The following is a 15307-nucleotide window of genomic DNA, read 5'->3' as shown; positions in this document are numbered from 1 at the left end:
ACGCGCCCCCTGCACACGGCGGCGGGCCCTCGCCGGGGCCCGGTGACCCGTCCAGGGTAGTGCGTACCCGATACTGGAAGGCATGGCTTACGACGATCTTCGCTCGTTCCTGCGTGCACTGGAGCGGGAAGGCGACCTCAAGCGCATCAAGGCCGAGGTCGATCCGTATCTGGAAGTCGGCGAGATCGTGGACCGGGTGCAGAAGTCCGGTGGCCCGGCGCTGCTCTTCGAGAACGTCAAGGGCTCGGCGATGCCGCTCGCCATGAACGTCTACGGCACCGACCGCCGGCTGCTGAAGGCGCTGGGCCTCAAGGCGTACGAGGACATCAGCGGGAAGATCGGCGGACTGCTCAAGCCGGAGCTGCCGCAGGGCTTCGTCGGCGTACGCGAGGCGTTCGGAAAGCTCGCCGGCATGGCGCACGTCCCGCCCAAGAAGGTCAAGGAAGCCCCCGTCCAGGAGGTCGTGCTCCAGGGCGACGACGTCGATCTCGACCAGCTCCCCGCGCTGTTCACCTGGCCCGAGGACGGCGGCTCCTTCTTCAACCTGGGCCTGACGCACACCAAGCACCCCGAGACCGGCGTGCGCAACCTGGGCCTCTACCGCCTCCAGCGCCACGACAAGCGCACCATCGGCATGCACTGGCAGATCCACAAGGACAGCCGCAACCACTACCAGGTCGCCGCCAAGCGCGGGGAGAAGCTGCCGGTCGCCATCGCCTTCGGCTGCCCGCCGGCCGTGACGTACGCGTCGACCGCGCCGCTGCCCGGCGACATCGACGAGTACCTCTTCGCGGGCTTCCTCCAGGGCAAGCGGATCGAGATGGTCGACTGCAAGACCGTCCCGCTCCAGGTCCCGGCGCACGCCGAGGTCGTCATCGAGGGCTGGCTGGAGCCCGGCGAGATGCTGCCCGAGGGCCCGTTCGGCGACCACACCGGCTTCTACACGCCGCAGGAGCCGTTCCCGGCGCTGACCATCGACTGTGTGACGATGCGTAAGCGGCCGCTGCTCCAGTCGATCGTCGTCGGTCGCCCGCCGACGGAGGACGGGCCGCTCGGCCGCGCGACGGAGCGCTTCTTCCTCCCCCTGCTCAAGATCATCGTCCCGGACATCGTGGACTACCACCTCCCCGAGTCCGGCGGCTTCCACAACTGCGCGATCGTCTCGATCGACAAGAAGTACCCCAAACACGCACAAAAGGTTATGCACGCCATCTGGGGCGCGCACATGATGTCGCTGACCAAGCTGATCGTGGTCGTGGACGCGGACTGCGATGTGCACAACCTCCACGAGGTCTCCTGGCGGGCGCTGGGCAACACCGACTACGCCCGTGACCTCACCGTCGTCGAAGGCCCCGTCGACCATCTCGACCACGCCTCCTACCAGCAGTTCTGGGGCGGCAAGGCGGGCATCGACGCGACGGAGAAGTGGCCCGAGGAGGGCTATACGCGCGACGGCGGCTGGCCCCACATGGTCGAGTCCGACCCGCGGACGGCGGCGATGGTCGACCGCCGCTGGAAGGAGTACGGACTCTCGTGAGCAGCGCATCCGCAGCGGTCCCGCAGCCGGGCCGCACCAAGGCCTTTCTGCGCCTCGTGATGATCGAGCACTCGGTCTTCGCGCTGCCCTTCGCCTACATCGCCTCCCTGACCGCGATGTACCAGTGGGACCGGCACATCCACTGGGGCCGGCTGCTCCTCGTCACCATCGCCATGGTCGGCCTGCGCACCTTCGCGATGGCCGCGAACCGGATCATCGACCGTGAGATCGATGCCCGTAACCCGCGCACCGCGCACCGGGAACTGGTCACCGGCGCGGTCTCGGTGAAGTCGGCGTGGACGGGCGCGCTGATCGCGCTCGTCGTCTTCCTGGGCGCGGCAGCGCTGCTGAACCCCCTGTGCCTGGCGCTCGCGCCCCTCGCGGTGGTGCCGATGGTGGTCTATCCGTACGGCAAGCGCTTCACGAACTTCCCGCAGGCGATCCTCGGCCTCGCCCAGGCGATGGGCCCCATCGGCGCCTGGCTCGCGATCACCAACTCCTGGTCCTGGGAGGCGGTGATCCTCGGCCTCGCGGTCGGCATCTGGATCGGCGGCTTCGACCTGATCTACGCCTGCCAGGACGTGGAGACGGACCGTGAGGTCGGTGTGAAGTCGGTGCCGGCCCGGTTCGGCATCCCGGCCGCGATCTGGGGGGCGCGCGGCTGTCACCTCGTCACGACGGCGCTCTTCGCCTGGTACGCGCTCGCGACCGGCGCGGGCGTGTTCTTCTGGCTGGGCCTGGCGATCGTGGCCGTGGCCTTCCTGTACGAGCACAGGATCGTGAAGCCGCACGACCTGACCCGGCTGAACCGGGCCTTCTTCCAGGTCAACGGTTTCATCGGGATCGCGCTCTTCGTCTGCGCGCTGCTGGATCTGCTGGTGCGCGGGCTGACGGTCTGACGGGGCTTTACGGGCCTCACGCGGGGTCGGTGGGCGGGCTGGCGGGTGGACGGGTCCGGTGGGCGGGCTGGCGGGTGGACGGGTCCGGTGGGGCGGGCTGACGGGCGCTGTGTGGCTCGGCGTCCGACGGCTGCGTGGACTGGCGGTTGCTGTGTGGCCTGTCGCCGTGGGCTGGGCGGGTCTTGCGGTCTGGCGGCCGTGGGGCTGGGCGGGTCTTGCGGTCCGTCGGGCGTACGGCTGCGGAGGCTTTCGTGCGGCTGTGGAGGCTTTGGGGGTGTCGGTTGTCTGGGTGTGGGGGGCCTTGTGTGCTGCCTCCTTTTGTTCCGGCAACGATTACGGAGAGTAATCAGTTCCTGGCGGGCGGTGGTGGCGGCGGCGCTTGGTGGTGTCAGCCCTTGCTGAGGGGCCAGGCGATCAGTCGCGGGTAGGTCCACAGTTCGCCGCGGGTCGCCTTGACCGTGCCGATGACGGCGCAGATCACGCCGGACAGGGCGTAGCTGCCGAAGATGCCGATCACGGTGAGCAGCGGGACCGCCAGGCCGGAGCTGTTGCGCTGGGCGTCCGTCGTGGCGGCCGCGGCGAAGATGAAGGCGCTGGCGACGTACAGCACCACCCCGAGGGCCGCCATGATCGCCTGGGTGATGCCGAAGTTCACGGCCTGGGTGGCGTGGTGGCGGATGTACGGGTCGTGTTTGTGGCGGTCGTTGCCGCGGAGGGACAGCGGGAAGATCCAGCCGAGGAAGGCGCCGAGGCCGCAGCACATCATCGTGCCCGCGGTCATGGTCAGCAGGGCGCCGAGGTGGGCCCACATCGCGGTGCCGGTCGGGGGCGCGGGCGGCTGGGTGCCGTAACCGGGGCCGGGCTGCTGCGTGCCGGGGTAGCCGTAGCCGCCGCCGGGCGTGCCGCCGGGCCAGGCCTGCTGCGGAGTCCCGTACGGCTGTTGCTGCGGAGGTCCGTACGGCTGCTGTGGTCCGCCGGCCGGTGGTCCGTAACCGGGCTGGTGGTAGTCGGACATGCTCTGCTCACCCCGTATGTACTGCGCACTATGTACTGCGTACTGCGCCCGTCGCCGCGCGCGCTGCGAGGCAGTGCGCGCGACCCCGCGGCTCCCGTTCGTCTTGAGGCTACGTGACGGGTCCGACACCGGCGCCGGTCGGACCGCTGCGCGGGCGCTCCCGGAAGGCGAAGGCCGCCAGCACCCCGCCTATCAGCCCGAACAGATGCCCCTGCCAGCTGATCCCGCTGTCGGTCGGCAGCGCGCCCCACAGGATCGAGCCGTACAGCACGCCGACGACCAGGCCGATGCCGATATCGAGGAGCTTGCGCTCGATGAAGCCGCGCACCAGCAGATAGCCGAAGAGGCCGAAGACGACACCGGAGGCGCCCGCGGTGTTGCTGTCCGGCGCGGCCGTGAACCATACGCCCAGCCCGCTGGCGAGGATGATCAGCAGGACCACGGCGAGCAGCCGGTGCACCCCGCTGCGCAGCGCGGCCACAAAGCCGAGGAGCAGCAACGGCAGGGTGTTCGCGGCGAGATGGCCGAAGCCGAAGTGCAGGAAGGCGGCGGGCACCACATCGACCAGCTCGGCGGGCTCGCGCGGCTGGATGCCGAAGGTGTCCAGCGAGCCGCCGGTGGCGAAGTCGACGCCCTCCAGCAGCCAGAGCAGCGCGCCCCAGCCCAGCATCAGGCAGATCGCGGGCTTCGCGCGTGATGTCATCTGCGGCCGTCCCTTTCTCGTCCCCGGTGGGGCGGCCCTCGGCGGTGCTCCGCGAGGGGCGCACAGGTAAGAACGGCCGTGATGGGGTCCGTGGTTCCGCCGGATAGGCTCGATGCGTGGAGCCGCCGCACATCGACACCAGTAAGCAGGGCCCCGGCCGACGCCGTCCGTGGGTCGTGGGGATCTCCGGCGCGTCCGGGACGCCGTATGCCGCGTCCGTATTGCGCGGGCTGCTCGCCGCCGGGGAGGCGGTGGATCTGATCGTCAGCCGGGCGTCGCGGCTGACCCTGCTGGACGAGACCGGCATTGCCTTCCGGGACGCCCATTGGCGCGCCGACCTGCGGGAATGGCTGGCGCGCGGAGCTGATGGCAAGCCGTCGACGTTTCCGGTGACGGAGGCGGACCTGGCGGATGTGCGGTACTGGCCGGCGGGGGATCTGGCGGCCGGGCCCTCGTCGGGTTCGTATCCGGTGAAGGGGATGCTGATCGTCCCGGCGAGCACGGCGTGTGTGGCCGGGGTGGCGCTCGGGCTCTCGAAGGATCTGCTGCAGCGGGTGGCGAGCGTGACGCTCAAGGAGCGGCGGCGGCTGGTGGTCACGGTTCGCGAGACCCCGTTGAACGGGCCGACGCTGAAGCATCTGGTGACGCTGGACGAGGCGGGCGCCGTGGTGCTGCCCGCCTCGCCGGCGTTCTATGCGGGGGCGACGCACATCCAGGACCTGGTGGACTTCGTCGCCGGCCGGGTGCTCGATGCGGCCGAGGTGCCGCACGGGCTGTACCGGCGCTGGGAGGGGGAGCTGCGGGGCGGCTCCAGGGACAACGAAGCGGAGGAGGCCCCGGACGCTCGCTAGCGCTTCTTCGCTGCGGCGGCGCGGCCGAAGAGGCGGCGGGTCCGCGGTGCCGCGGCCCGGTGGGCACGTGAACGATTGGCCTGGTCCTGAAGCTCGCGCATGCGGGCGTAGGCCATCTCGATCGAGTACACGGTGACAACTCCTGAGATCGTCTTTGATCGTCTGAAAGATTCGCAGGGTATGGACCCTGTGTGCCTTAGATTCTACATGCAGAACCCGAAAATGCGTAAAGATTGGAAGGCTTGAGGGCATGGACGCGGTGGATAGGCAGCTCATCCAGGCACTTCGCGAGAACGGCCGGGCCTCGTACGCGGAGCTCGGGCGGCTCGTCGGCCTCTCCGGGCCCAGCGTCACGGACCGGATCAACCGCCTCGAAGCGGCCGGTGTGATCACCGGGTACCGCGCGACGGTCGACGCCGCATCGCTCGGTCTCGGCGTCACCGCACTGGTCGGCATCTCCCTGTCGGACGCGGCCGACCACGAGGACGTCGCTCGCCGGCTGCGCGACCTCGCCGAGATCGAGGACGCCTGGTTCATCGCCGGCGACGACTCGTACATGCTCAAGGTGCGGGTGGGCGACGTGGACGGGCTGGAGCGCACCATCCGGCGGCTGTCCGGCACCAAGGGCGTCTCCCGTACACGCACCACGATCGTGCTCTCCACCAAGTGGGAGAACCGCGTCGGCGAACTGCCCGAGGAGGCCGAGTAGGCCCCGGCACCGGCGGGACACACCGGAGCGGACGGGCGCACCAAGGGGCCCCCGTCCGCCCCTTTTACGGGGGAGTACGCTCGACGAAGCCCGTTTCCTGCACCAGAAACGGCACCGACAAGGCAGAGACTGGGAGGCGACCGGATGGCTGCGTCGATGGATGTGGGCCTCAAGCGTGAGCTGGAGGCGAAGGTCCACGCCGGGGAGCGGCTGACCCGCGAGGACGGTATCGCCCTCTACGAGTCCGACGACCTGGCATGGCTGGGCGGCCTCGCCCACGAGGTGCGCACGCGCAAGAACGGCGACGTCGTCCACTTCAACGTCAACCGTCACCTCAACATGACGAACGTGTGCACCGCGTCGTGCGCCTACTGCTCCTTCCAGCGCAAGCCGGGCGAGAAGGACGCGTACACGATGCGCATCGAGGAGGCCGTCCGCCTCGCCAAGGCGATGGAGAACGACAACCTCACCGAGCTGCACATCGTCAACGGCCTGCACCCGACCCTGCCGTGGCGCTACTACCCGCGCTCCCTCAAGGCCCTCAAGGAAGCCCTCCCGGAGGTCTCCCTCAAGGCCTTCACCGCCACCGAGATCCACCACTTCGAGACCATCTCGGGCCTGTCCGCCTCCGAGATCCTCGACGAGCTGATCGACGCCGGCCTGGAGTCGCTGACCGGCGGCGGCGCCGAGATCTTCGACTGGGAGGTCCGGCAGCACATCGTCGACCACGCCACCCACTGGGAGGACTGGTCGCGGATCCACCGCCTCGCCCATGAGAAGGGCCTCAAGACCCCGTCGACGATGCTCTACGGGCACATCGAGGAGCCCCGCCACCGCGTCGACCACGTCCTGCGGCTGCGTGAGCTCCAGGACGAGACCGGCGGCTTCCAGGTCTTCATCCCGCTGCGCTACCAGCACGACTTCGTGGACATGCAGGACGGCAAGGTCCGCAACAGGCTCCAGGCCCGGACGACGATGGCGACCGGCGCCGAGGCTCTGAAGACCTTCGCGGTCTCCCGCCTCCTCTTCGACAACGTCCCGCACATCAAGTGCTTCTGGGTCATGCACGGTCTCCAGACCACCCAGCTCGCCCTCCAGCACGGCGCGGACGACATGGACGGCTCGGTCGTCGAGTACAAGATCACGCACGACGCGGACAACTACGGCACGCCCAACAAGCTGACCCGTGAGGACCTGCTCGACCTGATCCGCGACGCCGGCTTCCGCCCCGTCGAGCGCAACACCCGCTACGAGGCGATCCGCGAGTACCCGGGCCCCGACCCGGAGCGCCGCGAATCGCCCCAGCCGATGCGCGTCTGAGATGCGCGTCTGACCTGGTCAGCGGCGCTGTCGGTGGGGAGGGTCGGGGAGAGTTAGGGTCCGGGGTCATGGACGTGCATTTCGACCCGGACCCTTCTGTCACTCCCGAACTCCGTGATGGGATATGCGCGTTGTGGGCCGATGTGTCCAATGCCGGTGGCGCGGTCGGCTTCCTCCCGCCGGTGGCGCCCGATCAGGTCCGCCCCGACCTGCTCAGGCATCTGACCGCCATGGCCGAGGGCCGCGCGCGCCTGGTGGTCGGCCGTGAGGGGGACGGCCGGGTCGTGGCGACGGCGTTCCTCACCCTCAACGGCCACCGCCTGATGACGCACTGGCTGTGGGTCTACACCGTCATGGTCCACCCCTCCCTCCAGGGCCGGGGCGCCGGCCGTCAGCTGATGGCCGCGGTCGCCGAGGCCGCCCGCACCGTCGAGGGGATCACCGCCCTGCGCCTCACCTGCCGCGGCGGCTCCGGCGCCCGCCCCTTCTACGAGGCCTGCGGCTACAAGGAGGTCGGCCGCGTGCCCGGCGCGATACGGCTGGCCGCGGACGATTACCGCGACGACATCACCATGTGGCTGGAGCTGGGCTGAGCTGAACCGGGCTGAAAGGGCTGAGCTGAGCCGGACTGAGCCGGACTGAGCTGGGCCGACGGGCGCCGCCGCGGGCCGGGGCCCCGGGGCAGGGCCGCCGCGGTGGGGCGATGCGGTGGGCCGATGCGCCCTGGGCGGGGCCGCGGCGGGGGCCGCGAAGATCGCCCGAAGCGCTGTGCTTGACTGGATGCAGACCCTTTAGGTTGCCGTTGAGGAGAAGGTCCCATCCGTGAGTAGCCACAACTTCGCCACGCTCCGCTACACCGCCCTTCGCATCGGCCTCTTCGTCGCCTCGTTCGCCGTGGTGTGGGTGCTGGCGTACTTCCACGTCATCCCGCTGGCCATCGGCGCCTCCAACACCGTCTGGATGCTGCTGCTCGCCATTGTGATCTCCGCGCCGCTCAGCTTCGTGCTGCTGCGCAAGCAGCGGGACGCGATGTCCGAACAGATCGTCGCCAAGGTCGACCGCCAGCGCGAGCGCCTCATGGCCAGCGCCGGCCAGGAGGACGGGCTGAAGTAGGCCCTGGACTGATGACGGCCTGGACTGATGACGGCCTGGACTGATGACGGCCTGGACTTGACTGAAGTCCTGGCCCTAAAGGCCTGGACCTTTATGTAAGACGCCTCACAGCCTCTTCTCCACGACAGGCGCCCGGCGCCATGGATTCCGCTCCATGGCCGGGCGCCTGTCGCGTTGTTGACGGGTGGTCCGGCGCCCAGGCCTCCCCGGAACTCAAAGATTTTCTTTGAGTTCCTCAAAGTTCGAGTGTTAACGTACTTGTCATGAAGACAGCAGCCGCGCCTCCGTCCCCCAGGAGCACTCCGCTCGTGGCGCGCCTGCACGTCGATCTCTGCCGCTGTATGTCCGCGGCCTGTTGCCGCCGCTGACCTCTCTCCTCAGCGGCCGGAGATCTTCTCCCTCACCCTCCGGGCGGGAGAGGCCCCCTTCGCGTCTGCCCCGCAGCCGCTCATCTTCCTGGCGCTTCTTTTCGCCGTCCCGACGCCTTACCTGTCCCCGGAGTGTGTCCGTTGTCCACGTCTGCCGAGACCGCCGAGTCTTCACAGGCCCCCCGGTCCCCCAAGTCCTCCCGCATATCCAAGATCCCGTTCTGGGTGCAGATCCTGGCCGGCCTCGCCCTGGGCGTGCTGCTCGGCTGGATCGCCAAGAGCGGTGACATCGGCTGGCTCACCACCACGCTCCAGCACGTCGGCGACCTCTTCGTCCAGCTGCTGAAGCTCGCCGTGGCCCCGCTGGTCTTCTTCGCGATCCTGGTCTCGATCACCAATCTGCGGCAGGTCAACAACGCCGCCCGGCTCGCCACCCGCACCCTGCTGTGGTTCATGGTCACCTCGCTGATCGCCGTCGCGATCGGCCTGGCGATCGGCCTGCTCACCCACCCGGGCGCGGGCACCGGCCTGACCCCCAAGGACGGCAAGCTCCCCGACCACGCGGGCTCCTGGATCGACTTCCTGACCGGCATCGTCCCCACCGACATCATCACGCCGTTCACCGAGCTCAACGTCCTGCAGATCGTCTTCATGGCGGCCGTCGCCGGCATCGCGGCCCTCCAGCTCGGCGAGAAGGCCGAGCCGGTCCTCACGATCAGCCGCTCGGTCCTCGAACTGCTCCAGAAGGCCCTGTGGTGGGTCATCCGGCTCGCCCCGCTCGGCACCGTCGGCCTCATCGGCAACGCCATCGCGACGTACGGCTGGAACCTGATCGGCAAGTACGCGACCTTCACCGTCGACATCTACGTCGGCTGCGCCCTGGTCCTGTTCGGCGTCTACCCGCTGCTGCTGGCTACCGTCGCCAAGGTCAACCCGCTCCAGTTCTTCCGCGGCGCCTGGCCCGCCATCCAGCTGGCCTTCGTCTCCCGCTCCTCGGTCGGCACCATGCCGGTCACCCAGAAGGTCACCGAGCGCCTCGGTGTGCCGCGCGAGTACGCCTCCTTCGCGGTGCCGTTCGGCTCGACGACCAAGATGGACGGCTGCGCCTCGATCTACCCGGCGATCGCCGCGATCTTCATCGCCCAGATCTTCGACGTCCACCTCGGCATCGGCGACTACCTCCTGATCGCCTTCGTCTCCGTCATCGGCTCCGCCGCCACCGCCGGCCTGACCGGCGCGACGGTCATGCTGACGCTGACCCTCTCCACGCTGGGCCTGCCCCTGGAGGGCGTCGGTCTGCTGATGGCCATCGACCCGATCCTGGACATGATGCGTACGGCCACCAACGTCGCCGGTCAGTCGGTCATCCCGATCCTGGTCTCCGCCAGGGAGAAGATCCTGGACCGCGACGCGTACAACAGCGCCGGGAGCATCACTCTGGATGCGGCAGAGTCCGGTGCCGCTACCGGTGCCGATGCCCAGGGTGCGGAAGAGAAGGGCTCCGTGCCGGCGCCGGCTGCTGCCTAGGGGCAGCCCCCTCCCGGACTCCGCCCCGGCGCCGCCCGGCCCCGGCCCGGCCTCGGCCGCGGCCCCGACGACGCACAGACGCGCTCCCGCCTTCACGAAGGGCGGGAGCGCGTCTGTGCGTAGCTGCCGGGTGGCGTCGGGCGGCATCGGGGTGTGTCGGGCGGCGTCAGCCCTTCGTCGCTTCCGTATGGCTCAGGATCGCCGCGGCGAGCGGCTCCAGTACGGCGGGCGGCAGCGCATGCCCCATGCCCGGGATCTCGACGACGGATGCGCCGCGGACGCACTGCGCGAGGTGCTGGGGGTGCGGCGGCGGGAAGACCGGTTCGGCGGGCGCGCAGACCACGAGCGTCGGCACCTCGTTCGCGGCGAGCCGGTCCGTACGGAGCATGCCCTCGTGCTCCGCACGGCCGTGCGCGGTGCTGGTCCGGTGATGCCCCGTGTGCTCGATGACGCGGTGCTCAAGGGCGCGGAAATACTCGGTGTCGAAAGGGAGTCGGTCACCGGCGAGTACCCGCCAGTGTTCGATCCGGCGCTCCATCTGGGCCGCCGGACCATGATCCTCGACCGGACGGGCCCATAGCTCCAGGACCTCGGGTGCGATGCCCGGCAGCTCGTCGACCGGCACCGTACTGCCGTCGGGGCGGGTGTACGGGGTGCTGCTGAGGGCGCTGGTGCCGATGAGAGTGGCGCTGAGCAGTCGGTCGGGGTGGTCGGCGAGCACCATCTGGGCCAGCATGCCGCCCAATGACATGCCGACGACATGCGCCCGGCCGACTCCCAGCCCGTCCAGTACCGCGATCACGTCCTCGGCGAGGTCGGCGATCCGGTACGGCTGCTCCTCGAAGGGCCAGGTGGAACGGCCGGTGTCGCGGTGGTCGTAACGGATGACCCGATGGTGCTCGGCAAGCGCGTCGACCAGTGGCTCCGGCCAGCCGACGCCGGCCGCCTGGGCGCCCATGATCAGCAGCAACGGGGCCGCATCGGCGGCGCCGCGCTGCTCGGTCCACAGGCGGACGCCGGGGGCGGCGTCGATGAACTGCTGCATGGGGCTGTCCTCCAGGGGGAGTGGGGGCACGGGCATCACGTCCGTGCTGCGTCGCGCCGCGCCCGCGTGGCGCACGCAGCGCAGGATGGCGTGACGAGACGTATCGTCTCGCCATGGCGGGAACGTGTCAAGGGAGCGAGGGCGGGAGCGAAGATCGTAAACTTACTTTGCAGTAAAGGGGCGGGATGGAGGGACATTCAGGGTGGGAGCTGTGAAGAGCAAGCGGGTGCCGCGTGCGGTCCGGGAGCAGCAGATGCTGGACGCCGCGGTGCTGACGTTCGCACGGCGTGGTTATCGGGCGGCCTCGATGGATGAGATCGCCGAGGTGGCCGGGGTCTCGAAACCGCTGGTCTATCTCTACCTGAATTCGAAGGAAGACCTGTTCAGTACGGTGATCCGGCGGGAGTCGGAGAGGCTGGTGGCGGCCGTGACGGCGGCCGTCGAGCCAGGGGGAACGGCCGAGCGGCAGCTGTGGAGCGGCCTGAAGGGCTTCTTCGCGTACACCGCCGAGCATCCGGACGGCTGGGCCGTGCTCCATCAGCAGGCGCGGACGCACGGAGAGCCGTTCGCGCACCAAGTGGCCGCGATGCGGACGGAAATCGTCGCATTCGTCACGGAGTTGCTCGGTGCGGCCGCAAAGGAAGCGGGCTGCGTCGGCGAACTGGCCGAACGGGAGGTCGCGGGGCTCGCCCATGCCTTGGTCGGTGCGGCCGAGTCACTCGCCGAGTGGGCCAATGTCCGTACGGACGAAGGCGCTTCGGGCGCGCACGAGCATCCGTCGGCGAAGGACACGGCGGCCACGATGATGAACTTCGCCTGGACGGGCCTCGGCCGGCTGACGGGGGGCGAGCGGTGGGCGCCCGGCGGACTCGTCGTCGACCAGGAGAGCCGGTCGGCCGCCAGGGGGTGACGCGGGCGGGCGGTTGTTGGGCGACTCCTTCTTGGGGTGGGGCTTCGGGGATGCGGCGGGCCCCGGTGGGTTCGGACTCCCCGCACTCGGGCGGCGGCGTGGGCTGCGGCAGACCGGGACGGCGGGGGAGGGGGTGGGCGAAGGGGCGGCGAAGAGGCTGACGGAGGGGCGGCCGGGCCCGGAATTGTCGAGATGAAGGGAGTGAGGGGCATTGGCCAACTCCCGCTCCTCGCGTAGCTTTACCTCGAAGTAAGGTTACTGTCGGGTCAGAAACTGGGTCGAGGATGTGTTCCACGGATTCCCGCGCCGGGGGCGAGCCCTCCGTCATCGGTCGTCACCGCCGCTCCCGCGCTGCCGTAACTCGCCTGGCCTCAACGGTTGTTCGGACCTGACGAGTCCGAGTCGAGTCCGAGTGCGACGCCGAGTGCGAGTCCGAGTGCGCCGCCGATCCGACTTCGACTTCGAGTCCGCCAGCGGCTTCGACTCCGACTTCGAGTCCGACGGCGACTTCGACTCCAAGTCCGACTTCGAGTCCGACGTAGACGTCGACGTCACGATGACGGCCGGCATTCCGACGCCAGGGGGAGAGGCCGGTACGGGCTTCGTCCGCCGCTGCCCGGTGGGGCGGGGCCCCGTCCCGTCCCCTGCCCGCCGACCCACGCACGGTGTGGGCGGCCCTCAGCTACGGAGGGCACCTGCCGCCAACTCCGTCCCGCGGACGGCCCCGTACGTCCCCACCGGCCCGGCTGCGAGCACCGTCAACGGCCCGTCAAAAGCCGCAGTAGCCGCCGCCGGCAGCCCGTCGGCACCCATCGCATCCGGCCCTCCCACATCCGGCCCTCCCACATCCGGCCCTCCCGCATCCGCAGCCCCGCCCCACCCCCTCTCCGCCTCCTCCCTCCCCTCCCCGCACTCCACAGGAGAAACGAGGACCCGCTCGTGTTCAACCAGGAAAGTGCAGCCACCGGATCACCCACCGGCCCAGCCGACGCCCCCGCCACCTCCCCCTCGCACCCCGCTCCCGTCCCCGACCCCGTCCTCGTAGCGCCGGAAAAGACTCTGGTCGGCGGCACGGTCCGCGAGGTCTACGTCCCCCCACTGGCCCCGCCCGTACACAGTGGCTCGCTCGGCGACATCCCCTTCACCAACGCCACCGAGGCCCCCGCCGAGATCGTCCTGTCCCGCAAGCAGCCCAGCGGCACCTGGCACGACCTCACCGCCGCGGAATTCGCCGTCCAGGTGCGCGCGGTGGCGAAGGGCCTGATCGCATATGGCCTGCACCCCGGCGACCGGGTCGCGATCATGGCCCGTACGACCTACGAGTGGACCCTCATCGACTTCGCCGCCTGGGCGGCCGGCCTGGTCACCGTCCCGATCTACCCCACGTCCTCGGCCCGCCAGGTGCAGTGGATCCTGGACGACTCCGGTGCCCGCGCCTGCGTCGTGGAGAACGTCGACGAGACCCGCCTGATCAGCGGCCTGCGCACCCAGCTCGCCGGTCTCGACCACCTCTGGCAGTTCAACACCGGCGCCGTCTCCCAACTCGTCGCCGCAGGCCGCGACGTGCCGGAGGCCGTAGTGGACGAGCGCCGCGCCGCCACCGGCCCGTACGACCTCGCCACCCTCATCTACACCTCCGGCACCACCGGCCGGCCCAAGGGCTGCGCCCTCACCCACGCCAACTTCTTCGCCGAGGTCGACAACGCCGTCGAACTCCTCCACCCCGTCTTCAAGTCGGTCAGCGAGGAGCCCGCCTCCACCCTCCTCTTCCTGCCCCTCTCGCACGTCTTCGGCCGGATGGTCGCCGTCGGCTGTCTGCGCGCCCGGGTCCGCCTCGGCCACGCCCCCAGCATCCAGACCGACGACCTGCTGGCCGACCTGGCGGGCTTCCGGCCGACCTTCCTCCTCGCCATCCCGTACGTCCTGGAGAAGGTCTACAACACCGGCCGTGCCACCGCGGAGAAGATGGGCCGTGCCTCCTCCTTCGACCGCGCGGCCCGTATCGCCCGCTCCTACGGCGAGGCCGTCGAGGCCAAGGAGCACGGGACGGGCCCCGGCCCCGGCGTCGCCCTCAAAGCCGCCCGGAAGTTCTACGACCCGCTCGTCTACCGCCGTATCCGCGCCGCCCTCGGCGGCAAGGTCCGCCACGTACTCTCCGGCGGCTCCCCCCTCGGCCACCGCCTCGCCGCCTTCTACACCGGCGCCGGCATAGAGATCTTCGAGGGCTACGGCCTGACGGAATCCACCGCGGCCGCCACCATCACCCCACCCCTCCGCCCCCGTATCGGCACGGTCGGCTGGCCCCTCCCCGGCAGCGCCGTACGCATCGCCGACGACGGCGAGATCCTGCTCCACGGCGGCCACATCTTCTCCGGCTACTGGGACGCGGCCCTCGGCGCGGCCCGCCCCGTCACCGACCAGGGCTGGCTCGCCACCGGGGACCTCGGATCCCTCGACGCCGACGGCTACCTCACGATCACCGGCCGCAAGAAAGAGATCCTCGTGACCACGGGAGGCAAGAACGTCGCCCCCGCTCCCCTGGAGGACCGCCTCCGCTCCCACCCCCTCGTCGGCCAGTGCATGGTGATCGGCGACAACCGCCCGTACATCACCGCACTGATCACCCTGGAGCCGGACGGCCTGGCCCACTGGCGCCAGATGCACAGGAAGCAGGACCTCCTGCCCCAGCAGCTGGTCCACGACGAGCTCCTGCTCGCCGACATCCAGCGCGCCGTCGACGACGCCAACGAACTGGTCTCCCGCGCCGAATCCATCCGTCGTTTCGCCATCCTCCCGGTGGACTTCAGCGTGGAAACCGGGCATCTCACCCCGTCCCTGAAACTCCGCCGTGCCGCCGTCGCCCGCGACTTCTCCGAAGACATAGCGGGCCTTTACGAAAGCAGGTGACCCCCGCTCTGGAGCCACGGCCCTCGGCGCGTCAAACTGGAACCCCCGTGTCACCTCTGTGGGGGAGGTGGCACGGGGTCTGACGTGCGCTGTCGCGGTGGCGTGCCACGGCGCTGTGACGCGGTGCGCTGTCGCGGCGCTACGTCCCGCCGAGTTCGCACCAGACGGTCTTACGGCTGATCCCTTGATGTACACCCCCCCGCAGCGAGACGGCCTCCAGCAGCGACAGGCCCCGCCCGCGCTCGTCGTCGCCGGCCTGTTTCCGAGCCGGTCTGTTTCCGAGGATCTGCGCCGCAACAGCGCCTGCCTCACCGCGCCCGCGGTTCTCTCACTGCGGGGGCAGGGCCACAGCCGTCTGAATCTCACACGAGTTGCACCAGAACGCCCACCCGTTGGCGTCAAC

Annotated in this window: 14 protein-coding genes; 10 read left to right on the top strand and 4 right to left on the bottom strand. The window is 69.9% G+C overall.

All coding sequences use genetic code 11. The features are described from left to right. The first annotated feature begins 82 nt into the window (after positions 1-82). Positions 83-1537, top strand: coding sequence for a menaquinone biosynthesis decarboxylase (locus tag K7C20_RS17140; RefSeq protein ID WP_053209524.1), 1455 nt, complete (start codon positions 83-85; stop codon positions 1535-1537). Next, complete coding sequence (gene mqnP / locus K7C20_RS17135; protein WP_030074591.1) at positions 1534-2436, top strand: menaquinone biosynthesis prenyltransferase MqnP; 903 nt, start codon at positions 1534-1536, stop codon at positions 2434-2436. Before K7C20_RS17140 ends, mqnP begins: the two co-directional genes overlap by 4 nt. 388 nt (positions 2437-2824) lie before the next feature. Here the strand turns inward: mqnP and K7C20_RS39000 are convergent, their stop codons facing one another. Further along, a complete protein-coding gene (locus tag K7C20_RS39000) occupies positions 2825-3451 on the bottom strand; it encodes a DUF4870 domain-containing protein (protein ID WP_030074593.1) in 627 nt (208 codons plus the stop codon). A gap of 109 nt (positions 3452-3560) precedes the next feature. Continuing rightward, a complete protein-coding gene (locus tag K7C20_RS17125; protein WP_030074595.1) occupies positions 3561-4154 on the bottom strand; it encodes a rhomboid family intramembrane serine protease in 594 nt (197 codons plus the stop codon). Between the two features lie 116 nt (positions 4155-4270). Here K7C20_RS17125 and K7C20_RS17120 point away from each other — a divergent pair, with 116 nt between their 5' ends. Beyond that, on the top strand, positions 4271-5005 hold the full coding sequence (locus K7C20_RS17120) for a UbiX family flavin prenyltransferase (RefSeq protein WP_030074597.1): 735 nt from the start codon (positions 4271-4273) through the stop codon (positions 5003-5005). On the opposite strand, the gene K7C20_RS38995 is transcribed toward K7C20_RS17120, so the two are convergent. Next, positions 5002-5136 carry a hypothetical protein gene (locus tag K7C20_RS38995; RefSeq protein WP_260639410.1) on the bottom strand — a complete coding sequence of 45 codons (135 nt, stop codon included), beginning with the start codon at positions 5134-5136 and terminating at the stop codon, positions 5002-5004. The two genes, K7C20_RS17120 and K7C20_RS38995, sit on opposite strands and share 4 nt — an antisense overlap. Before the next feature lie 119 nt (positions 5137-5255). Between K7C20_RS38995 and K7C20_RS17115 the strand changes: the two genes are divergently transcribed. The 5 genes from K7C20_RS17115 (at position 5256) to K7C20_RS17095 (ending at position 10042) form a co-directional block, all read left to right on the top strand. Continuing rightward, the gene (locus tag K7C20_RS17115) at positions 5256-5714 is read left to right on the top strand and encodes an Lrp/AsnC family transcriptional regulator (RefSeq protein ID WP_030074599.1); all 459 of its coding nucleotides are present in this window, start codon (positions 5256-5258) and stop codon (positions 5712-5714) included. 156 nt (positions 5715-5870) lie between these two features. After that, positions 5871-7034 carry an aminofutalosine synthase MqnE gene (gene mqnE / locus K7C20_RS17110; protein WP_030074601.1) on the top strand — a complete coding sequence of 388 codons (1164 nt, stop codon included), beginning with the start codon at positions 5871-5873 and terminating at the stop codon, positions 7032-7034. Between the two features lie 68 nt (positions 7035-7102). Further along, on the top strand, positions 7103-7627 hold the full coding sequence (locus K7C20_RS17105; protein ID WP_053209523.1) for a GNAT family N-acetyltransferase: 525 nt from the start codon (positions 7103-7105) through the stop codon (positions 7625-7627). A 229-nt stretch (positions 7628-7856) separates the two neighbouring features. Further along, on the top strand, positions 7857-8147 hold the full coding sequence (locus K7C20_RS17100; protein ID WP_030074607.1) for a DUF4229 domain-containing protein: 291 nt from the start codon (positions 7857-7859) through the stop codon (positions 8145-8147). A gap of 509 nt (positions 8148-8656) precedes the next feature. Beyond that, positions 8657-10042 carry a dicarboxylate/amino acid:cation symporter gene (locus tag K7C20_RS17095; RefSeq protein ID WP_030074609.1) on the top strand — a complete coding sequence of 462 codons (1386 nt, stop codon included), beginning with the start codon at positions 8657-8659 and terminating at the stop codon, positions 10040-10042. 166 nt (positions 10043-10208) lie between these two features. Here the strand turns inward: K7C20_RS17095 and K7C20_RS17090 are convergent, their stop codons facing one another. After that, positions 10209-11087 carry an alpha/beta fold hydrolase gene (locus K7C20_RS17090; RefSeq protein WP_053209522.1) on the bottom strand — a complete coding sequence of 293 codons (879 nt, stop codon included), beginning with the start codon at positions 11085-11087 and terminating at the stop codon, positions 10209-10211. Positions 11088-11298: 211 nt separating this feature from the next. Between K7C20_RS17090 and K7C20_RS17085 the strand changes: the two genes are divergently transcribed. Next, a complete protein-coding gene (locus K7C20_RS17085; RefSeq protein WP_053209521.1) occupies positions 11299-11997 on the top strand; it encodes a TetR/AcrR family transcriptional regulator in 699 nt (232 codons plus the stop codon). A gap of 1059 nt (positions 11998-13056) precedes the next feature. Further along, on the top strand, positions 13057-14904 hold the full coding sequence (locus K7C20_RS17080; protein ID WP_063781249.1) for an AMP-dependent synthetase/ligase: 1848 nt from the start codon (positions 13057-13059) through the stop codon (positions 14902-14904). Positions 14905-15307 lie beyond the last annotated feature (403 nt).

Origin of the sequence: Streptomyces decoyicus (assembly GCF_019880305.1) — a bacterium.
In the GTDB taxonomy this organism is placed as follows: domain Bacteria; phylum Actinomycetota; class Actinomycetes; order Streptomycetales; family Streptomycetaceae; genus Streptomyces; species Streptomyces decoyicus.
The sequence above is the reverse complement of the archived record's forward strand: the minus strand, read 5'-3'. Positions and strand labels throughout refer to the sequence as shown.